Here is a 21,357-nt window from a genome sequence, read left to right as displayed (position 1 = left end):
GATAGCTTTCAAATCCTAGGAGTTTGCTACTCACTAAAAGATATAGACATTACAATCATTTGATTGATAAAGTGAATAACTGATTTGCTAAACATAAATTAGCCGTTAAACCCTAATGTCTGCCTGCGGAGGCAAAATATGAAGACCGCAACTTATCTCTCACTCGGCATTCTATTATTCATACCAGGAGTTGCTATGGCTACCGAAGAACCTAATTATACAATATTGGTAAAAAGTGCAGACTTTGAACTGCGTCGTTATGATGCGCAAATTGTCGCTCAAACGTGGGTTACTGGTGATCAAGATACTGCCAGTCGTCAAGGATTCAAGACTTTAGCAGATTATATCTTCGGTAATAATAAGGCTAAGAGTGGTAGCAGTAGTAAAATCAGTATGACTGCGCCTGTTATGATACAGCCTCAAGCTGCTAAAAATGGTGAGTCGTCTAAAATCGCGATGACCGCGCCCGTTATGATGAAACAGGAGGATAATAAGTGGCGTGTGCAGTTTATTATGCCAAGTCATTATACGATGAAGACGTTACCTAAACCCAATAATCCTGACATTACTATCGCTGAATTACCAGTAAAAACCTATGCCGTCATTAAGTTCTCAGGGCTTGCTGGCACTCAAAAGGTAGAATCTAAAACCGAAGAGCTGCGCACATGGATGCAAAGCCAAAAGTTAGAGGGCATAGCAGTTCCAGAGCTTGCACGTTATAATCCACCGTGGACATTACCCTTTATGCGTCGTAATGAGATTATGATTGCTTATCAGAAAAAGTGAATGACTTAAGAGGATATATTGATAGTATCTAAAATGGAATAATCTCAATAATAATTAAGAAAAAAGACAGCGCTTGCTGTCTTTTTTCTTATAGACTTCCGAAGTATATATATTAGTTTTTTTGCTCACGGACGATGTTGAGCATCCGGCGTAATGGTTCAGCTGCACCCCATAGTAATTGATCACCAACGGTAAATGCGCCCAAATATTCGCCGCCCATATTAAGCTTACGCAGACGTCCGATTGCAACGGTTAATGTACCGGTCACTGCAACTGGTGTTAAGCGGTTCATGGTCGCTTCTTTATCGTCTTCAACCACATCCAACCATTGATTACCGCTATTTTTTAGTGCCGCTTCGATTTCTTCTAACGGAATATCCTTTTTAAGCTTAATGGTTAAGCCTTGTGCATGACAGCGCATGGCGCCGACACGTACACACATGCCGTCGATAGCAATGTTGTTCTCTGCATTATTGCCAAGAATTTTATTGGTTTCAACGCCGCCCTTCCATTCTTCACGTGACTGTTTATTTTCCAGTTGCGAGTCGATATAAGGGATTAAACTGCCCGCTAATGGTACACCAAAATACTGCTTAGGGAAGTCGGCAGAGCGTTGCGTTTCGGCAATTTTCTTATCAATGTCAAGTATCGCGCTAGCAGGATCAGCCAGCTCATCTTTGACCGCATCACGTAGCACGCCCATACCATTAATCAGCTCGCGCATATTGTTTGCGCCTGAGCCGCTCGCAGCTTGATATGTCATGGCGCTCACCCATTCTATCCAGCCTTTATTGAACAGCTCACCAATTGCCATGAGCATTAATGAGACCGTACAGTTACCACCGATGAAGTCTTTTTTACCATTTGCTAATGCGCTATCAATAACGCTACGATTGACGGGATCTAGAATAATGATGCTGTCATCTTCCATACGTAATGTACTAGCGGCATCAATCCAGTAGCCCATCCAACCGCTATCGCGCAAGGGTTGGTGTACTTTTTCGGTATAGTCGCCACCTTGGCAGGTAATAATAGCATCACAAGCGGCTAGTGCTGCAATATCATGAGCGTCTTTCAATTGGCTTGGACTAATGCCATCAAAACTTGGCGCTGCGCCGCCGGCATTGCTGGTTGAAAAAAATACGGGAGTTATGCCCGCAAAATCATTTTCTTCACGCATCCGTTGTATGAGTACTGACCCGACCATACCGCGCCAGCCTACCAAGCCTACTGTTAAATTACTCATGAAAATTTGTCCTTAATTTTAGTTATGTGTTGCGATACCAACCGATAACAATGCCGTGAATAGGCGTAAAAAGCAAGACGTTTTGCATTATTTATCCTAACTATTAATCAATAATTACTATCCTTACCGTAACTTTAACTTATTAGGTCAGCTTTAGTAATCATAAACAGGCGTTATAAATATACAAAATTGTGTCAAACAAGAGACGCGCCACACCCAATATATATAATATTTCTACGAAAAGATCGGGTTGATGAATAGTAAGCAGTAGGTGATAGTCAGATGAGATGCTAAAGTAAGCGGTGATGATTGGCATGACTATTAATATGCCACTAATATAACTGTTGATATGATTATATGTTTAATCATTAACTTAAAATGGGCTAATAAAATCTATGGATTCCTCCCTCCTATATTATGGCGTGCAGCTGCTGGCAGGGCTGATTGCTTTTATCACTGCTTGGGGTTGGTTGCCACTTGATAACTGGTGGGTGCGTGATGTTGAGTTTCCGCGTATCCAGATTTTAGTGCTGGGCATTATTGCTTGGCTGGGCATGTTACTGTTCGGATCAGAATGGCAAATAGGTCAGTGGTTGTTATTTATTGCTTTGAGTGGCACTTTAGGTTTTCAGCTTAGAATGGTACTGCCTTACACCAGGATATGGAAAAAGGAAGTGCAAAGTGCCAAAAAGACGTCAATAGGGACTGAAAATCAACTTAAAATTATGGTCTCAAATGTCCTAAGCCCGAATAAGCAAACACAGAAACTGGTTGATTTGGTCAATCAAAAACAGCCCGATATTTTAATTACTCTTGAAACTGATGAAAAATGGCAACAAGCATTGAGTTCACTTGAACCTGATTATCCTTATACCGTTAAAGTGCCGCTAGATAATTTGTATGGTATGCACCTATACTCTAAGCTTGAGCTCATCAATCCTGAAGTTAAGTATCTGATGATCGATGATATTCCCTCGATCCATACTCGATTGCGCCTGCAAAATGGTCGCGTTATTTGGCTTTACTGTTTGCATCCTATGCCGCCAAGCCCAACCGAAGCGGACAAATCAACGACTCGTGATGCTGAGCTGCTAATGGTCGGGCGTCATATTAAAGAGCATGACCAAACTGCCATATTGGCAGGTGACCTGAATGATGTGGCATGGTCAAAGACTACCCGACGCTTTCAGCGTATCTCAGGCTTGCTCGATCCGCGTATAGGGCGGCATTTTATTAATACCTTTCATGTTGACTATCCACTTCTACGCTGGGCCCTTGACCATATTTTCCATAGCGCTTGTTTTACGCTTGTAGATATGAAGCGAATGCCGTCTATTGGTTCCGACCATTTCCCAGTTCTGACCACGTTACAATATGAGCCAGAAGAAACCAGTAAACAGGAAGAAAACGCGCCAACTGCGGATGCCAGTGATATTAAAGAAACAGATAACAAGATTAAAGAAGGTAAAAAAGAGGGCGCCAAAGTATCAAAAGTGCATTTAGAAGCTAGTAGCACTGGTCAATAATATTGCGCCAGACTAGATTACACCTCTTTTTAGGTTTTGAAGTTACGTAAGCAAAAGCTTACAGTAAATAGGGCTTTTAACGTCTAGTGGCACACAAAGCATTACCCTATAATGCCCTTATCAACACAAGGATAAGCAAGGATGGAGTGTTGAGATAATAGCTATAAGGACAGTTAGCCCAGCTTTTTATAGCTATTGTTTATGACTTAGGACAAGTCAGTGCGGAATCAATAATAATAACAATAATAACAATAACGTGAAGCGTTAAAGCCCGAACCAATTGCCCTAGGTTCGGGCTTTTTATTGTGTGTTAAGTTTTCTTGGGGTAACATTAGATATTATGAATTTGCCCAAAACCAAAAACACCCAATTAAATAATGGTTTTTGGCCGAGGATACGCTACTCTTTTCTGAATTAGAACACTAAACTGACTAGAACCTGAAAAATATCAATTTTTATACTGAGTGTTTGTTATTATATATAATATTTAATTAAGGTCAGTCAAAATACGATTGAGTTTAGTCTTGAGGTTATCTCTTATAAAGTAAGTATACTCTACGCTCATATGATTACTATCACGATAAATCATTTTCCCAGAGAAAACAGGTAAACATTTATCATTAGTGCAAAACATATCTGACATATCAATACTACTAATAATATTTTTATACTCTATTGTAGGATCTTTTTCTAGTAAAGCATCGACTCTATTAATGGAACAAGAGTTTATATCTAGCGAGTTTCTATTTTGGTATATGCATTCTGGTACATCAAAATTAAAGCGTGGGTTATCTCTTATACCAATAATGTTTATTCCATTAGAAGCTATTTTTTCCCAGCTCTCAATATATGATTGGGGTATGAATTCTTTTTTATTAGCGCTTGTTTTAGTAGAGTTTGTAATAACTGCATAAGGGTTTATATCTATAATTTTATCAAGCGCTCTCTTATTCCATTCTTCACAGGATTCATCTGATGTCTCGAATGTTCCTAAAGAACACCCACTTTTAGTCATATTTATTATTTCGACATTAATCTTTTTGCCTATTTCATCCAATGCGGGTAACCACTGCGTTGCATGAGAACTACCGACTAGCACTATTTTTTTGTCAGATTTAACATCTCCAAAACTGCAGGTTTTTGCCTTAACCCCTGTGCCCTCTTGATTACACCCTATAGTATATGGAGCAGGTATTATCTTATTTATTGAAAGAAAGGTATCTTGATCAATTTCTGTATCTTTATTTTCTAAGTGAATTTTGTCTTCAGAGAACGGTTTAATTTCTTTGCTCTCAAAATCTATTACTGAATTTTTGACGGTTGATGATATTTGATGTTTATACATAAGAGCTGATGCAACAACAGGTAGTAAAAATGTGATACCAATTAAAAAGTTTAAAACTACTTTTTCTCTAGGTATTTTTTTAAAATGGGATTCTATTTTTTGACTTGAGAAATAAGCTAAGATAATAGATATAAATATAATAACTAAACCTTGAACTATACCAACAGTATTATAGCCAAAACACTCTTTATAAAATATTAATATAGGCCAGTGCCAAAGGTATACAGTAAAAGATATACTTCCAAAAAATACTAATAATTTGTTTGAAAGAATGTTATTTATTAATCCATTACCACCTGACCCTGAAATGATAATAAGCATAGCACCGATTACAGGAATTAATGATACGTAACTTGGGAAACCAGCACCTTTAGGTATAAGTATTGCTCCTCCAATAATTAAGGATATACCTAAAAACCCTAACATCCCTCTATATTTTATTTTTTTGAAGTTTGAAACTAATAGAAATGAAAAAACACCAAAGAAAAACTCCCAAGCTCTTGATAGAGGGTTGAAATAGCTTATAGATTGGTCGTTTTCAACTGAAATTACTGCATATATAAAAGAGGTGATTATGATTAGGATGATACCTAAGAAGAGAGGTAATGATGTTTTTTTCTTCTTTGAGATGTATGCTAAGGGTATGATAACAAGTGGAAGGATGATATAAAATTGGATCTGAATAGAAAGTGCCCAAAACTGTTGGACTGGACTGGGTAACACATCAGCGGCTAAATAATCTACAGACTGACGCATCAACTGTAGGTTTTCAATATGTAATGCACTTGCAATTATTTCCTGCACCACTCCCTCTATAAAAACTGGAGATATTATTAAATAGCTCGCAATCAGTGTTGTGCCTAAGACAACATAAGCCGAAGGTGCTACCCTCTTTATTATTCCACCCCAGAAAGGAAACGGGTTTATTGTACCATTTACAAAGAAGCTCTTTAATATAATTGATGACATAAGAAACCCAGAGATGACGAAAAAAACATCGACACCACCAGATACCTTATGTACCCATATGTGGAATATCATGATGATTAAAGCGCCTATTGCTCTTAGCCCTTGAATATCATTTCTATAACCACTTAAAATATACTTATCAAACAAAAAATTTCCCCACAAAACTAATATAAAATTCCAATTTAGATCTTAAATTTACACAACAGAAAAACCAAAATATAGTCTAAACAAACCTATTTTTTTGATTTTTTAAAAGAGATAGCTCCCTTGTTATATATATGATCGTGATACCCTTTTTAATGGATGGAGGATAGAACCGACTCGAAAAATTTTGCTCAATAATCTCTAAAAATTAAATTTGTTTTTCCATAGCAACCTCAAATTTTTCCGCTAATGGAGCATATCTTATACAAAAAAATGAACGGTAGCAATATTAGGTTGAACGGTAAGAAGCTTGTCATACCTAAACCATACAATAATGACTTAAAAGAGTAATAAAATGTATACAATTCAATAATTACACATGTATGAAGTTGACAGAAAATATCTTTACCTTTTTTACAATAACTTTGTTACTGATTATCTATATTTAATTAAAATATCGTAATAGGGTATATCTCAAAGAAATTGGTGTGTTTAATCTTCGATAGAGTTAACAAACTATATAAGTCAGACCGATATAATAAAAATAGTTATTGCAGGTTATTGAGATGTTTTACAGTTTTTGAGTTATTTAGCTACTTACTAGCGTAGCGATCCTGCTGTTTATTTTTTATTACTAATTTATCGTCGTTAGTAATAGTAAAGCGATCAAGCAATAAAAAAGGGTATCTGCATTTGCAAATACCCTTCGTTATTTAATATTGAAGCAGGAGGCTAAATCAACAACCTATTGCTGATTTGAGTCTTATGTACTATTCAAGTACTTGAATATAAGCCCCTGAACGCAGCTCTTGCAGCCAGTCTTCTTGGGCTTGCGGCGCTAAGCGTTGATAAAGCGCTTGGCGTGCCATATTGCGGCGATATTGATCGCTCACATCGTGCTGACGCTGACCTTCAACTTTTAGAATATGCCAACCAAACTGGGTTTTAAAAGGTGCTGAATAATCACCAACAGCAGTGTTTTTCATAACGGCTTCAAATGGTCCAATCATATCTTCTTCGCTGACCCAATCCAGATCACCACCGCGTCCAGCTGAGCCAGGATCATCTGAATAAGTCGCTGCTAATCCTGCAAAATCAGCACCTTGACGCAGCTGACTGTACAAATCATTTATTTTTTGTTCAGCAAGTGCATCTGTCTGTAACTCATCAACCTTAATCAAAATATGACGCGTATGCCACTGAGGTATTATCATCGAGTCGCCAGATTTTTTGTTCGCAAGTTTGATGATATTAATACCTTCAGGGGTCACCAGCGGCGCACTTACTGCGCCAACAGCAAGCTTGGTAATCTCACTTGATAACTCAGTTGGTAGGGCGGCAGCTTTATGAAAGCCCATATCGCCACCTTGTATCTCAATGGGATAACTTCCTTGAACTGCGGCAATAGCAGCAGCAACATCGACGTTTGGTGCTTGTAAACGTGTACGCAGTGCCTGCGCGACTTTTAGCGCGCTATCACGTTGGGCTTGAGATAGGCGATTGTAGTCATCTATGTAGGGTACCCGCACGTGAATGGTTTGATATTCGCTTTGGCTGAGACGCTTGGCTTCTGGCGAGGCCAAAAACGAATCAATATCTTGCTCACTAATACGTACACGGCTAGAGATTTGGCGCTGTTGCAAAGATTGAATGGCCGCGTCTTCTATTAATTGAGCACGCAAGGTGGCATAGCTGCCCGCTTGCGTGCCATCTAAACGCTGCTGCAGGGCTGCAAGACTGGTCAGCCCTTCAGCTTGGGCGATTTGTGCAAGGCGTTGATTGATAGCCGCATCATCAGGTTTAAGACCAACGCGATTGACCAGTGATAATTGTAATTCGCGTAAAATAAGTGCATTTAAGACTTCAGACTGCAGCTGTGGCGAATTAGCAAGCGGCTGACCAGCAGCTTGCGCGCGCGCTTGAGTTTGACTGATAGCAGCAATCAAATCACTTTTTAAGATAGCGTTGTCATTGACCAAAGCAATAATACCATCTGTACTATTCACTGGTGTGAGACGGTTATTGCTGTTTTGGGCAGTTTTACTGGCGCCAGTTTGTCCAACACCGATGCTGGTAGGTTTGACAGTCGCGGCTTGGGCGCTGAGGCTGAGAGCTATGCCGGTGCTCATACCAATAGAAAACAGGACTGCACGGCTGGTTTGGCGTAAAGTAAAAAATCTCATGATGCTCCTCATCAATGTCATCGCATCGGGTGGTGGTCTATTGACCATATTCACCCTTATTGGGATGGTACTGTGCACAATATTGTCGCGTAAATGTTTAGTGTTCTTGTTGGCTCAATTTGTTAAAGCCAGTTGTATTTTAGACAAACTATTTATTATTGTTTCCAAGCAGTTTGTACAGGCTCAAAACCAAGAACTTTATCAGAGAGTAATCGAGTTAAGCGACTGGCGCCACTACCCAGACCATTCAGTCTAACCTCTGCCATAATGGCTTGCGTTGGTTTGTCTTTTACATTCAAGTCATTATAGTAGCGGCGACCATAAACGGCAAAGCCAAAGCAGCAATCCTCATAATCAATGCCAACGAGTGAGTCAAGTATTTTATCACGGCGATAATCATATTGACCCTGTGCTAGTACCCGCCAATTATTATTGACAGGGAAAATAGCTGACGCGGTAAATGCAGACAAAGGCAACTGATTAGTGTTGTCATCAAGCTGACGTTTAACGAAGCCTACGTTAAATAAGCTATTTTCTGTTGGTTGATAGCGCAGCTCAGTGGTAATAAAGTTTAAATCATAGCTATTATTAAACGCACCGCTGACATCCACCCAGACGTTATTATAAGGCTGCGCGCTGGCATTCCAAACCATCCCAGAAGAGGAGGCAGTGAAGACAGGTTTTTGGTCTTCTAAAGTGACACGTCCATCATCGATATAAAACTGCTCTGCAATGCTACCATCAAAACGTGTCACGCCCGTTGCGTCGATGTAACGATAGTTGACCCCTGGCGTAAAGGCATGCAAGTCTTGCAGACGGTCGTGACCTAAGAACCAACTGTCTGAGAACAGCTGCTCATAGTTAATGGATGCGATACGGGTATTAAAGTTAGGAATATCATTTTGATCTTTATAGGGCGAATAAGTATATTTAAGCCGTGGGCTTAGTATCTGATAACCACCCATAGTGTCGTCAAATGCGCCGAAAGGTGAACCACCACGGTAGAAATAAAGGCCTGCATCAACACTGGCCTGTGGTACAAATACGGATTGACTACCATCTGCTTTACTCAGTTCATTGTCTTCTAAGCTGTCCTGATCATAGGAAGTATATAAATGCTGCAAGCTAAGCTCAGGCTTAACATAACCCCACGAAGACTCTATAGGATAAGCCGCGCTAATCTTATTGTAGACTCGTACGCCACTTTTTTCATCTTCAGAACCATCATCGATGGATTTTTTAAAATAAGCTGAGTCATGAACACCAGTAATATCGAAGCTCTCCGCCCATGGCAGACGGTAGTTCAAGGTCAACTGTGGTAAACGCGAATAGGGCTTATCTTTATCTTCTAGCGCCTCGCCAGTATTGGTAAAGGCATTGAGCGTTTGGAAAGTTTCGACTTTAATCTCACCGCTAACATAGTCGTTATAGTAGTTAAGACGTGCGCGCCGCGGCAGATTCAACGTATTGTCTGACAAACCTAGCGTATCAAAATCATTAATATAATCTTCATCGGATACGTAGCTGTACTTTGCATCACCACTTAGACGTGGAATGCTGCTGGATGACCAAAAGTGATCATAAAAAAAGCTGCTGCGATCTTTACCATCATACTCTTTATCATTCGGTAAATAAGAGCCGTTAAAAATACCCTCGCCATAGTTCTCCGTTAAATAACGGAACTCACCTGAGAGCATGGGATTACGATTGGTATAAACGTGGGTATTGATTGTCGCGTCGTAGTTGGGTGCTAAATTTAAATAATAAGGAACATCAACTTCAAGGCCACTTTTACTGCCAAGACTGGCACTGGGTAATAAGAACCCACTACCACGCCGATTGTCGATAGGGAAGTTAAAATAGGGTAAATAAAATACGGGTATATCGGCGATGCGGAAAGTAGTGTCATAGGCTTTGCCACGTCCCGTATCCGTATCTAAGTCGATACTTTTGGCTTCAAGTTGCCATTTACGATCTGTTGGGGGGCAGGTGCTAAACATGACATTATCGAGCTCATATTGACTCTCGTTAGGCCGATTAAGTCGTTTAGCATAACCATGGGCTTGTAAGGGCACGCTAGCAAAAGCCACGCCATAAGCCGTTGATTGCCCAGTCTCCGTACTATAAGCCAAACTGTCTGCTACCCCAATCAAGCCCCCTTGTGACGCCTGTTCCGTGATATTGGTTTTGTTATTATCACGCGGAGTATTATTGGGCAGTGCTGATGTTGGCATACCATTGACACTATTATCGTTGCCTGTTGTTTGATCGGTAAACATCACTTTACCTTGGGCACCAGCTACACCGGTAGTTAAGTCCAGCACAATTTTATCTGCTTCGATATGCTGGGTACCTTGATCAATAATGACATTACCTGATAGCTCAGCATAATCGACATTATCGTAATAGCCATAGTCGGATTCAGTAAATAACGGTGCTTGATTATTAGGGATGCCATTTAAATTCGTCGGTGTTTGTCCATCATTGACAGCGCGTTGGTAGTTAGGGTTGCGACTGGGATAAACCCATTGACCTTCACAACGTTGGGCGCTGTCTACTGAGCTTGGTAACAGATTTAAATTAGTACCTAGTTTTGGAAGGGTTTGCGCATTATTTTTATCACTGTTTCGGCCGCTATTTTGAAGTTGGTTGTCATTAGTAGGGAGCTGTTGTGCGTTGCTTTCAGTATCCACAATAACGTTAGTGTCAGCATCAGGCTTTAACTTGTAAAATTCCGCCAACCGTTGCAAGCTTTCTTGAATGTTTGCATCTTTAACATTAATTTTACTATCATCTGCTGACGATTTGTTTTTTATACTTTTACGCGACCACTTGTTGCTCTTGCTGGTTTTAACGCTGTCGTTAACGCTAGAGTTTTCTGATAATTGAGTGCTATTTACTAATTGAGTACCACCGACTGACTGAGGATTATCTAAAGATTGTACGGCAGTTTTATCGGTATTTTCAGTGATTTCAGTAATGTTGTCTGCATTGTCATTGTTGGCAATATCAATGGCAGGGTCATCAGTATCTATATCATTAGCAAAGTTATTGGCATTGGCAACGATAGTGTTATTGGCAGCTTTAAAGGCACTACTTCCTGCGCCAGTGCTAGGCGTTATCAGCGGTTTGGTCGTCTGTATATCCAGACTTGCGGTGGCAGCAGCGCTCACGGTCAGGCTTAAGGCACCAAATAAAATTAAACGGATGCTTTGGTAAAGCGGAGAATATAACAAGGGCACACCTATGATTGCAAAGCCTAATGGGTTGCGATTTGGAGTTAATAAAGTGAGGTTTTCATCACTATAAAACCAAACAGCAAGCGTACTAGCATAATGCCAATGCATTATATTAACTTCTGAGAGCTTATATCTGATATTTTATAGTAATTGCAGGTTCAGTAATGATAAGACGGTTAATACTTTAAGTTGATATATCAGCACTTCGCACTATTATCATACGGCTAACAGCCTCTGATACGAGCAATAAGTGCTAGTCTAGCCTAGACAATCTATCATCTTACACCCAGTGACGACTTATCATAGTCAAAAAAAACCAAATCGGCTACACTATTCATCGAATTTTATGACGTAGCAAGACGTTTTTCTCACTTCGGGTACAGCGGGCTAATCATTATTAGCTTAAAAAATAAATTGAAAAACTAACGACACTAAAATATAACCCATTTTAACAATAATTTGCCTGACTTATCACTATTTTAATGAGTGACGACGATTCTTTATCTTTAACTTACGATGCCTTTATAGGATAAATAAAAATATGACAGATAAAATGCTATTAACACCTGACGCGACTACTGAATCTGACTTGATTGACGCTAGTACCGATAGGCGTAAGCAACAGTTAACGGCGTGGTTGCAACAGGTTTTTATAGACCAAGAATTCATGCTTGATAGCTTGCCTGGTGATGCTAGTGCCCGCCGCTACCATCGCATTCAATTGCGGGATAGCCATGGAACATCTACGGCGCGCTATATTGTCATGGATTCAGCGGACGAGCAAGATGCGATGCAGCAGTTTATTAATGTGACTAAGCTGATGATGCCCGCAATAAATGTGCCGGAGCTGATAGCTCAAGATGTTGCTAAAGGGTTTTTGGTTTTGCAAGATTATGGTACGACTGAGTTTGCAGAACTATTAGTGAGTGCGACTCCCACGCAAGTGAATGAGTACTATCAGCTGGCCATGCAGACGTTAATATCACTACAGAAGGTAGCAGTAGCAACGGCAAAAGCACAGCATCAATTACCCGATTACGATGCAGCCATGCTGAACCGTGAAATGGACTTGTTCAGAGAGTGGTTCGTACCTTTTATTGGGACTAGTCTTGATGAGACCTTGTGGGAGAGTTTAAAGGCGGCGCTCATAACAGAGGTTTTGACGCAGCCGCAGGTCATTGTCCACCGTGATTACCACAGTCGTAACCTTATGCAAGATAAGACCGATAGCTCAGGGTTAGGGGTCATTGATTTTCAAGATGCCGTCATTGGTGCCTATAGTTATGATTTGGTATCATTAGTGCGCGATGCCTATGTAGAGTGGTCAGAGACCCAAGTATCACGTTGGATTCACGATTTTTGGCAATTGCAGCAGCAGGCAGGTTTAGCTACTGTTAATAGTTCCGAAAAGTTCGAAAATGATGTCAATATTATGGGAGTCCAGCGCCATCTAAAAGTATTGGGAATTTTTATTCGTCTCTACAAGCGTGATGGTAAAGACCGTTATTTGGCAGATATTCCTAAAGTCATGCGCGATTTAATGTTTGAGCTAGAATGGCTTGGTGCTCATGGTAATGAAGATATTAAGCGGACAGTACAGCCCTTTAATATATGGATACAAGATAGCGCGTTACCCGCCTATCAGCAGAAGTTTGTGCAGCAGTATATATAGCTGTATTTAGTACATAATACTTAGACATCAAACCTTTATTTATATTTAAGCAGAAACATTTAAAAGTTACTCTATTAAAATTAAACAGCTTTAAAACTCATATTTAAAAAAATAAGGAGCGGTCATGTCCGTAATAACGCAAGCAATGATTTTGGCAGCGGGTAAGGGTACCCGTCTACGTCCGCTGACCCTTGAAACCCCCAAGCCTTTAATTGAAGTGGGCGGGCAGCCACTGATTGTTTGGCATATCAAAGCCCTACAAGCGGCTGGTATTACTGATATTACGATTAACGCCTCGTGGCTTGCACATAAACTGATGGACACTTTAGATGATGGTTCACAATATGGCGTTACTATACATTGGTCAGTAGAAGACGATGAGCCGCTAGAAACTGCGGGTGGTATTTTTCATGCACTGCAAACGGGTAAATTACAAGATGCGCCTTTTATTTTAATCAATTCTGATGTTTGGACGACCTATGATTTTAAACAATTGCAGAACTACGAACTGGGAGCAGATCAGCGCGCACATTTATTACTCATTGATAATCCAGAGCATAATAATAGTGGCGACTTTGCTGTTAATAACGGCTTGGTCAGTGAGCAACCGATTGGCGATGCTGACAAGTATACCTTTGCTGGGATTAGTGTATTGTCACCGCGATTAGTCGATGGTCTAGTAACCGGTCAATCTGCAGCGCTTGCGCCGTTACTCAGACAAGCTATGATTAAGTTTCAGGTAACGGCCGAAGTTATTACCGATAACTGGATTGACGTCGGTACAGAAGCACGTTTAACACAAATTAATAACTTTATCGAAACCAAAGGAGTAGGGACTCATCGCGGTGCTTAAGCTTCTTAAAAAATCTTAGCTATATTCTTTAACCATACAAGCCTTAAACAAAAAACGCAGCGCTAATAATTTATCAGCACTGCGTTTTTTATGATTTATTAAAACCAGTTGGAGATATGAATCTAAACACCCATTGCGAGTTTAATTAACTGCGCAATGGTAAAGATAGTCAAGAATCCGGCGAGGTATAAGCCAATAAACCATGCCCATTGTGATTGTTTTTTACTGAGATTTTTCATAATGAACTCCTAACAATGACCTTTAATACATATGCTCGTGATCGGTTTTACCTTTGAAGGTGTAATAGGCAAAAGCGGTATAACTTAAGATAATCGGTAGCATGATACCCGCACCAATCAACAGAAATGATAGCGAGGTATCAGCGGCAGCGGCTTCATAAATAGTCATCTGATAGGGTACGATATACGGGAAGATGGCAAAACAGACACCAATATAACCCATCAAAAATAATGCCACAGTTAATAAAAACGGACGATACTCGCGATCAGTTCTTAAATCTTTACGCATGAAATAGAAAAGCAGCAATACAATAATTGGCATTGGCGCTAGGTACAACAGACCAGGGAAGCCAAACCAACCTTCGAGCGCATCGATATCAGAGAAGTACATAAAGATGGTTACTACAACCATCGCTAATACTAAGGCACTCAATATCCAGCCCGATACTTTTCTCGCCCAAACTTGCAGCTTATCTTCAGTTTTAATAATAAGCCAAGTAGAGCCGAGCAAGGCATAGCCAATAATAAGCGCAATACCGCAGACGACAGAGAATGGTGTGAGCCAATCAAATGGACCGCCGGTATATAAGCGATTGCTTGCCTCAAGACCTTGTACCAACGACCCCAACATCACTCCTTGAAAGAAGGCGGCAGCGAAGGAGCCAATCGAGAAAAATAAATCCCATACATAGCGGTGTTTGGTGGCTTTAAAACGAAACTCAAACGCCACCCCACGCATGATTAGTCCAAACAGCATAAAGATAACTGGCAGATACAAACCGCTCATAATGATGCCGTAAGCGACTGGGAAAGAGGCGAACAATCCGCCGCCGCCCAGTACTAACCAAGTCTCATTACCGTCCCAAAATGGGGCGATAGAGTTCATCATGCGGCTACGGTTTTTATCGGAGCCAGCAAATGGGAATAGAATACCGCAGCCCAAATCAAAGCCATCAAGCAGGATGTAAATAAAGACTGATAAAGCAATCAATCCCGCCCAAATTAAGGGTAGATCTAATACATCACCAAAGTTAAACATTAGCGTAAACCCCCGTCATCGACGTCATTCGCAGGTTTGTCTAGATCTGCTTGCGTCTGATCTTTTTTTGTTTTTTCAGCAGCGTTTTTGTCGCCACTCAACGTGCGTCCTTGACCTTCAGTGATAGAATGCTCATAGATGTTATCTTCACCAGGATCTTCGTATTTTTGCGGCCCTTTAGCAATCAAGCTTAGAATATAAAAGCTACCAGCACCAAAGACAAAAACATAGAGTATGATAAAGCCAATCAAGGTAGTCGCTACTTGCTGCGCGGCAACCGGTGACATACTCTCAGCGGTACGGATTACACCATATACCGTCCAGGGCTGACGCCCTGTTTCAGTCACAAACCAACCGGCAAGTAGAGCGATAAAACCAAGCGGTGTCATCATCATCCAAGCGCGATGAAACCATTTACTTTCAGGATTAAACTGCTGTTTTTTGAAGTATTTGTAGACACTAAATAGTCCCACAAGCACCATTAACATGCCAATAGCAACCATGACGCGGAATGACCAAAAGACGATAGGAACGTACGGTCGGTCTTCTGGTGCCCAGTTTTTAAGGCCTTTAACTTCACCATCTAACGAGTGCGTTAAAATTAAACCCGATGCGTAAGGAATTTTGATTTCATAGTGGTTTTTTTCTGCTTTTTGATCTGGGATACCGAATAGGACTAGGGGCGCACCGCGTTCATTCTCCCACAGACCTTCCATCGCGGCCACTTTAGCGGGTTGATGCTCAAGGGTGTTAAGACCGTGCATATCACCGATTATTACCTGTGCTGGCGCGACGAATATAGCCATGACCATCGCCATACCTAACATAACTCGACCATGCTGACGGTGTTCAACATGCTTTTTAGATTGAAGATAGTAAGCACCAATACCACCGATGACAAATGCAGTCGTCAAGAATGCCGCTGTCATCATATGTGCAAAGCGATAGGGGAATGAAGGACTAAAGATAATCTCTAACCAGTTGGTTGGGTATAATAAACCATCAGCACCAACCATAAAGCCCTGTGGCGTCTGCATAAAACTGTTGGCAGATAAAATCCAAAAGCCTGATATCAGTGTACCAATGGCGACAATGGCGGTTGCTGCAAAATGCATGCGTTTACTAACGCGGCCCCAACCAAAGAGCATGATACCCAAGAATGACGCTTCTAAGAAAAACGCGGTTAAGACTTCAAAAGCCAATAGTGGGCCTATAACGTTACCGGCTTTATCAGAGAAGACGGCCCAGTTAGTACCGAACTGATAGGACATGACAATCCCAGATACCACCCCCATGCCAAAGACGACGGCAAATATCTTTATCCAGTGCTTATAAACTTCAACATAGATAGGATTCCCCGTTTTAAGCCAACGGAATTCTAAAACCGTCAACCAACTGGCAAGTCCGATAGTGAAGGCGGGATAGACAATATGCCAGGAGATAACAAATGCGAACTGAATGCGTGCAAGCATCAGCGCATCAAGCTGGTCAATCATAGACGTAGCGAACATAAACGGTTACCTTTATCTGTTAGCTGATTAGCGCTAGCTTCCATGATACGCTCAAGTAACTGTCCGTAACCATCCGTCACTATTCATAGATATATAGGAGGGAACAAATATTACGGGCAATAGCCAATTGTCATTTAGCTACAAATTCTGGTTAGTTAACAAGCATTAAGCCAGAGATTATTTAGCTAAATTGAATAATTTATATCCTTATAAACTATCAAACATTCGTTTATTAAATCAGAAATGGCTTTGATTTAAAGTTAATATATTATGCGCCACCCTAAATACACACGCAAGTTACGACTAATAATAAATTCAAACGTATCAGTCATAACTGCTACAGCTAGTAGGGTTGAAATGAGCAGCTGATACTCATTAAAACTTAGGACATTGTTTAAGTTAATTTATCAATGATAAAGAATAATTCGTACGTTGATGACATTTAAAACCTAATTACGCTACCAGCGTATCTCAGGTTTTAAATATTCATATTTAACCAAAACTACATTATTTATAATACTAAGGTAGAGGCTGTTGTAGCTGTGTGTGCAAAATACGACGCAAAGTAAGAATAGTTTGTGGATTGGCTTGAATACTATGGCCACCGCTGATGACGGTTTCTGATGCTGCGCCATCGAGGTGGGCACTGGTATAAGGAACAATACCATCCGATAAACGCTCGGTCAGCGCTTGGCTAATATCCTCATTGACCGTGACAGATGACACGAGAGGTTCATTGGGTAGCGCTGTCATATCGGCCGCATTATGATTTGATGAGGTGGCACTATTCCTATTATTTTCTTCGGGCGCGGCTTGGGACAAGTCAATCTTTGCACCATTGGGTTGCAGCTGCGCCAGTCCTTGAGTGATGTCCGAGTCATTATTAGCGATGATGGAGTGATAAGTAATTCTATTGTTAATAGCTATGTTCTTAGTCAGTTGAATAAAGGAAGACTTATCACTCAACTGGCTTGCGCCATTCTGTAAATATAAGGCTCCTAATGGATTTTGTGCCAAGTCTCCTTGGGTCGCAATCGTTGCCAAATTATCCGTAACCGTTTTAACTATACTTAAAGGCAAATAGATGACGCGGCGGATAGCACGCGTAAACCAGCGGTCAGCATAATCTGTACCTTGAAAGGGCGCGGATAAAAAGACTGCGGTGTCAACTTGTGGCAATGTTCTTAATTTGAAGCGCATACCCAGTTCCTCCTCTCCAAACGCTTGCTTAAGCATCGTATCAATTTGACGTTTATCATTAGAAAATATATTTCTATCCTCTAATGCATCAAGGTTTTTGGTCAAGTTATCATCAGAGAGCATCATTCGCGCAATGATGGCGCCCATACTGTGGCTAATGATTACACTGTTCTTACTGGCGCGATTTTGACCGCCGGGATCGGTTTGCTCATAAGTAGCGGTTAGTAGCTTTTGAATTTGATAGCGATTTTCTAAAATAGGCAAGTTAGTCGGATAAAAGATTTGCCATACTTGATAGTTATCACGCAACTTATCATCGTTAAAGATATCGTTGGTTAAATTGACCCAAGTCGCAGGGCTTGATGCCAAGCCATGTATCATAATGAGAACACGTTTGTTAGGATCGTACGGCTCTAACATAAATAATTTAGGCAAGCTGGCCTCTTGGCGGCGTGTTAATAAGTTTAAATAGCCAACGCCATCCAGCTGATTTTCTGCTAGCCATAACCCATAACCAGCAGAGAAGTTGGCCGTTAGTGGGTAATTATCCCCTAAAATAGTCACGCTTTCGCTACGGTAAGGGTTATAGAGGTGGATGTCGAGCTGCTCACTGCTAAGTACATCGAGAACACTATCGCCGGTAGGTATAATCAGACCAGTCATTAATAAGTGTCCCGTTGGATAAATACGCGCGCTCATCTCGCTATCATCCATACTGCCATTGCTCGCTGCTTTAGATAGTTTGCCAGATAGCGATGATACTAATAACTGGCGGATGGTGGTGGTATACCGGTTGTCGAGTGAGGCGACCAAGCTAATCCCTAAGCCGGGGCGTTTACTGATGGAATTAAGTCCTGATAAGCGCAGATCATAAGTTGAGACTAAATCGGCGAGGGCAGAGGCTTGCTTGTGGGCATTTTGCAAATAATTATTTTCATTGGGCAAATAGATATCCAGATTATAGTTGTCCACTTGCATCTTCATGACTTTAATCTGATCGGTAGGCTCACCCTGAAGCGGTGAGCTGTTAGCAATAGCGGCTTCATTGCTATCATCCAATGCTTTTAAAGTTGGTAAATAAGACACCTTAATATTCGCGGTATCGCCCAGTAGCTTGTGTGCATTATCCGTGGACTCATACAACTGAGTGAGCACGTCGTTACTGGCAGCGTTATAGATGTCTTGAGTTTGGATATCAAGGTCGGTCGGTATCCGGTTAGGTTGGCTCGACTTAGCTGCCTCTGCGCCTTCGAAGTCGTGCTCTAGGCGGTCATAAAATAAATAGGTATAGCTGGATTTAATAGCGTCAAACAGCCTTGCTTGATAACTGGTTAAACAGGCACTGGTATTTTGTCGTTGCTTGTCCGTTTGCGTCTCACTTAAAGCGGCATTGGCGTAATAGGGATCAATCGGCGGACGCGCCAGTGCATCGCTGCAATCTTGCGATTTTGCCAGCTGCTTTGCTTTGGCATAGTGCAGTTCAGAGAGGATAGCGAGGGCGGAGCGGTAGTGTTTATTGAGCATACTGTCAGTGAGCTGAGCTAAACACAGATCAAAGTGCTGCATACAAGCTTGGTCATTGAGACCTGCTGACAATAAAGTCGATGCGGTGTCGCTACTGAGCTTATTACTTGTAACAATATTACCGCGCTGAGCAGAAATGGTTTTGGACGACGCTTGTTTGTTCACTGATACCGTACTACAGGCAGGCAGCAACATTATTGCCAGTATGAATACTATTAGCGACGCCGCAAAAGTTGGTTTTTTAGTAGCAGACGCGGTCACAGCGGCAACAAGACGGACAAATGCCATAGAGAATCTCAGTAGATAAAAGTAAATGGGTATTAATAAAGGCGTCAAAAGCACCTGATGATAAGTGTAGCGTATCTTTTATCATCACAATATTATATGAAAATCTCATGTATTTGAAATCACATATAATTAAAATTCAAGATTGGAAGTTTATTCGTTAAAAATAGTATACGACCATAACTATTAAAAGTTTTTCAATAAATAAATTTTGATAAATAGTTTTGTTGATACGGTAAGCACAAAAAAGGCGCAACTGCTTTATTATTGATAAATCATCAACATAAAACAGTCGCGCCTTTAGTCCCACTATCAAAAGCGGGACCGTTTTAATGAGTAACTATTTATCCCATATATTTATGGCTGGGTATTGGTATCAGATGCTGATAAGTCCCAAATATAGAATTTACCGGCTTCAATCAGCTTAATTTGCTGACGAATAACACTATTATCAGGCATTTTTTTCTCAAGGCGACGCAGACGATCTAACGCTTGGCTACGGCGGTCACTCAACAAGTCCGATTGGGCTAAGCTTTGCTCGGCTTCGGTATAACCGAGTGCTACTGCGCGATCGAGATACTTTTGCCCTTCTTTAAAACCACCACCTTCTGACAACATCAAGCCGTATAAGAAGTTCGCCTCAGCGCTATTTGGGTTAATCTTAATAGCGCGATCAACATACTTACCGCCTCGTACGGTGTATTCCGAACCTAAATCCAAGTTACGACCCATGCCGTTAAGTTTGGCTGCGCGTAGTAAGACATCATAAGAGGCATCAGGCGCGCGGGCGTACGGATCAATCCAATCGGTTAATACTTTAATTTTTTCACGGGCAGTATAACGTTGGGTGCGGTTAGGGAAGTTTGGTGGATAATGGCGGGCATTAGGCGAGGTGTCTTTGATAAAATCATCAAGCAAGCTGACATCGAGTTTTTCACTATTAGCAGCAGTTTTTTGCGCGATGATGATCGTTGGTACAAAGCTGACGTCTGAGATTCGTGCTTGTGGAATAGGGATATTAGCTAACTGTCCACGGCTGATGTCAGGGCCGGTGCTAGTAATCGGAGCAGGTTGATATACATGTGCCACTCCCGTCTGTATGAGTTCTGCATTAGTAGGTTTATAGGCAGTTACCAGCGGTAACGGTTTAGGTTTAACTGCTTGTGCAGCGCTAACTGGGCTATCGACAGATGGTTCGATGTAGTTAGGCGCAGTAGTTTGGTCAACTTGCTCAGCAGTGTTAGCGGTATCGCTAGTGGCAGTAGCAGAGGCGGCACGGCGAACTATGCGTTTACTAGAGTCAATCGCACTTGGTGCAGTGCTGGTAACGGTAGAAGTCGGTGTATCAGTCGCCGCTATAGCAGTCGCAGATAACATCATAGTGCACGCTGCTGCTAAGGCAGTAACGGTCGCAAATTTATGTGGTTTTTTAGAGTGTGAAGGTTGGTTTATGGCATTCATAAAAGTAGTTACCTTAAGTAAGAAGCTTGGGTAAGAAGTAAGTCGTATGATAACGAAGAAATAAAGGAAAATAGTACAAGTTTTTATTACCCTAACAAATTAGCGTTATTGCGCTCAATAGTAGGAGTGTTAAAA

Annotated in this window: 13 protein-coding genes; 4 read left to right on the top strand and 9 right to left on the bottom strand. The window is 41.1% G+C overall.

Annotation, left to right across the window (positions count from 1 at the left end):
- Nucleotides 1–138: 138 nt before the first annotated feature.
- Nucleotides 139–786, top strand: coding sequence for an SOUL family heme-binding protein (locus ES754_RS04755; RefSeq protein WP_147222523.1), 648 nt, complete (start codon nucleotides 139–141; stop codon nucleotides 784–786).
- A 112-nt stretch (nucleotides 787–898) separates the two neighbouring features.
- Here the strand turns inward: ES754_RS04755 and asd are convergent, their stop codons facing one another.
- Nucleotides 899–2,032, bottom strand: a complete 1,134-nt coding sequence (gene asd, locus ES754_RS04750; protein ID WP_147222520.1) for an aspartate-semialdehyde dehydrogenase — start codon at nucleotides 2,030–2,032, stop codon at nucleotides 899–901.
- 395 nt (nucleotides 2,033–2,427) lie between these two features.
- On the opposite strand from asd, the gene ES754_RS04745 reads away from it, so the two are divergent.
- A complete protein-coding gene (locus ES754_RS04745; RefSeq protein WP_147222518.1) occupies nucleotides 2,428–3,558 on the top strand; it encodes an endonuclease/exonuclease/phosphatase family protein in 1,131 nt (376 codons plus the stop codon).
- Between the two features lie 487 nt (nucleotides 3,559–4,045).
- Here the strand turns inward: ES754_RS04745 and ES754_RS04740 are convergent, their stop codons facing one another.
- The 3 genes from ES754_RS04740 to ES754_RS04730 all read right to left on the bottom strand — a co-directional run bounded on the left by ES754_RS04740 (nucleotide 4,046) and on the right by ES754_RS04730 (nucleotide 11,435).
- Nucleotides 4,046–6,019 (bottom strand): acyltransferase family protein, encoded by a 1,974-nt coding sequence (locus ES754_RS04740; RefSeq protein ID WP_147222516.1) that lies wholly within the window; start codon nucleotides 6,017–6,019, stop codon nucleotides 4,046–4,048.
- A 767-nt stretch (nucleotides 6,020–6,786) separates the two neighbouring features.
- A complete protein-coding gene (locus ES754_RS04735; protein ID WP_147222513.1) occupies nucleotides 6,787–8,199 on the bottom strand; it encodes a peptidylprolyl isomerase in 1,413 nt (470 codons plus the stop codon).
- A gap of 155 nt (nucleotides 8,200–8,354) precedes the next feature.
- Nucleotides 8,355–11,435, bottom strand: a complete 3,081-nt coding sequence (locus ES754_RS04730; protein ID WP_147223301.1) for an LPS-assembly protein LptD — start codon at nucleotides 11,433–11,435, stop codon at nucleotides 8,355–8,357.
- Nucleotides 11,436–11,979: 544 nt separating this feature from the next.
- Between ES754_RS04730 and ES754_RS04725 the strand changes: the two genes are divergently transcribed.
- Together ES754_RS04725 and murU are read left to right on the top strand one after the other, a co-directional pair.
- Nucleotides 11,980–13,110, top strand: a complete 1,131-nt coding sequence (locus ES754_RS04725) for an aminoglycoside phosphotransferase family protein (RefSeq protein ID WP_147222511.1) — start codon at nucleotides 11,980–11,982, stop codon at nucleotides 13,108–13,110.
- Nucleotides 13,111–13,234: 124 nt separating this feature from the next.
- Nucleotides 13,235–13,963 (top strand): N-acetylmuramate alpha-1-phosphate uridylyltransferase MurU, encoded by a 729-nt coding sequence (gene murU / locus ES754_RS04720; RefSeq protein WP_147222508.1) that lies wholly within the window; start codon nucleotides 13,235–13,237, stop codon nucleotides 13,961–13,963.
- A gap of 122 nt (nucleotides 13,964–14,085) precedes the next feature.
- On the opposite strand, the gene ES754_RS04715 is transcribed toward murU, so the two are convergent.
- From ES754_RS04715 to ES754_RS04695, 5 genes are all read right to left on the bottom strand, one after another.
- Nucleotides 14,086–14,202 carry a DUF2474 domain-containing protein gene (locus tag ES754_RS04715; protein WP_147222506.1) on the bottom strand — a complete coding sequence of 39 codons (117 nt, stop codon included), beginning with the start codon at nucleotides 14,200–14,202 and terminating at the stop codon, nucleotides 14,086–14,088.
- A 22-nt stretch (nucleotides 14,203–14,224) separates the two neighbouring features.
- Nucleotides 14,225–15,241: a cytochrome d ubiquinol oxidase subunit II gene (gene cydB, locus ES754_RS04710; protein WP_147222505.1), complete on the bottom strand. Its 1,017-nt coding sequence runs from the start codon at nucleotides 15,239–15,241 to the stop codon at nucleotides 14,225–14,227.
- Nucleotides 15,241–16,752, bottom strand: coding sequence for a cytochrome ubiquinol oxidase subunit I (locus tag ES754_RS04705; RefSeq protein ID WP_147222503.1), 1,512 nt, complete (start codon nucleotides 16,750–16,752; stop codon nucleotides 15,241–15,243). Before ES754_RS04705 ends, cydB begins: the two co-directional genes overlap by 1 nt.
- 519 nt (nucleotides 16,753–17,271) lie before the next feature.
- Nucleotides 17,272–19,764 carry an esterase/lipase family protein gene (locus ES754_RS04700; protein WP_227677681.1) on the bottom strand — a complete coding sequence of 831 codons (2,493 nt, stop codon included), beginning with the start codon at nucleotides 19,762–19,764 and terminating at the stop codon, nucleotides 17,272–17,274.
- A gap of 354 nt (nucleotides 19,765–20,118) precedes the next feature.
- A complete protein-coding gene (locus tag ES754_RS04695) occupies nucleotides 20,119–21,222 on the bottom strand; it encodes a tetratricopeptide repeat protein (RefSeq protein WP_147222501.1) in 1,104 nt (367 codons plus the stop codon).
- Nucleotides 21,223–21,357: the final 135 nt, after the last annotated feature.

This window comes from Psychrobacter frigidicola, from assembly GCF_007997305.1.
Lineage (GTDB): Bacteria > Pseudomonadota > Gammaproteobacteria > Pseudomonadales > Moraxellaceae > Psychrobacter > Psychrobacter frigidicola.
The sequence above is the reverse complement of the archived record's forward strand: the minus strand, read 5'-3'. Positions and strand labels throughout refer to the sequence as shown.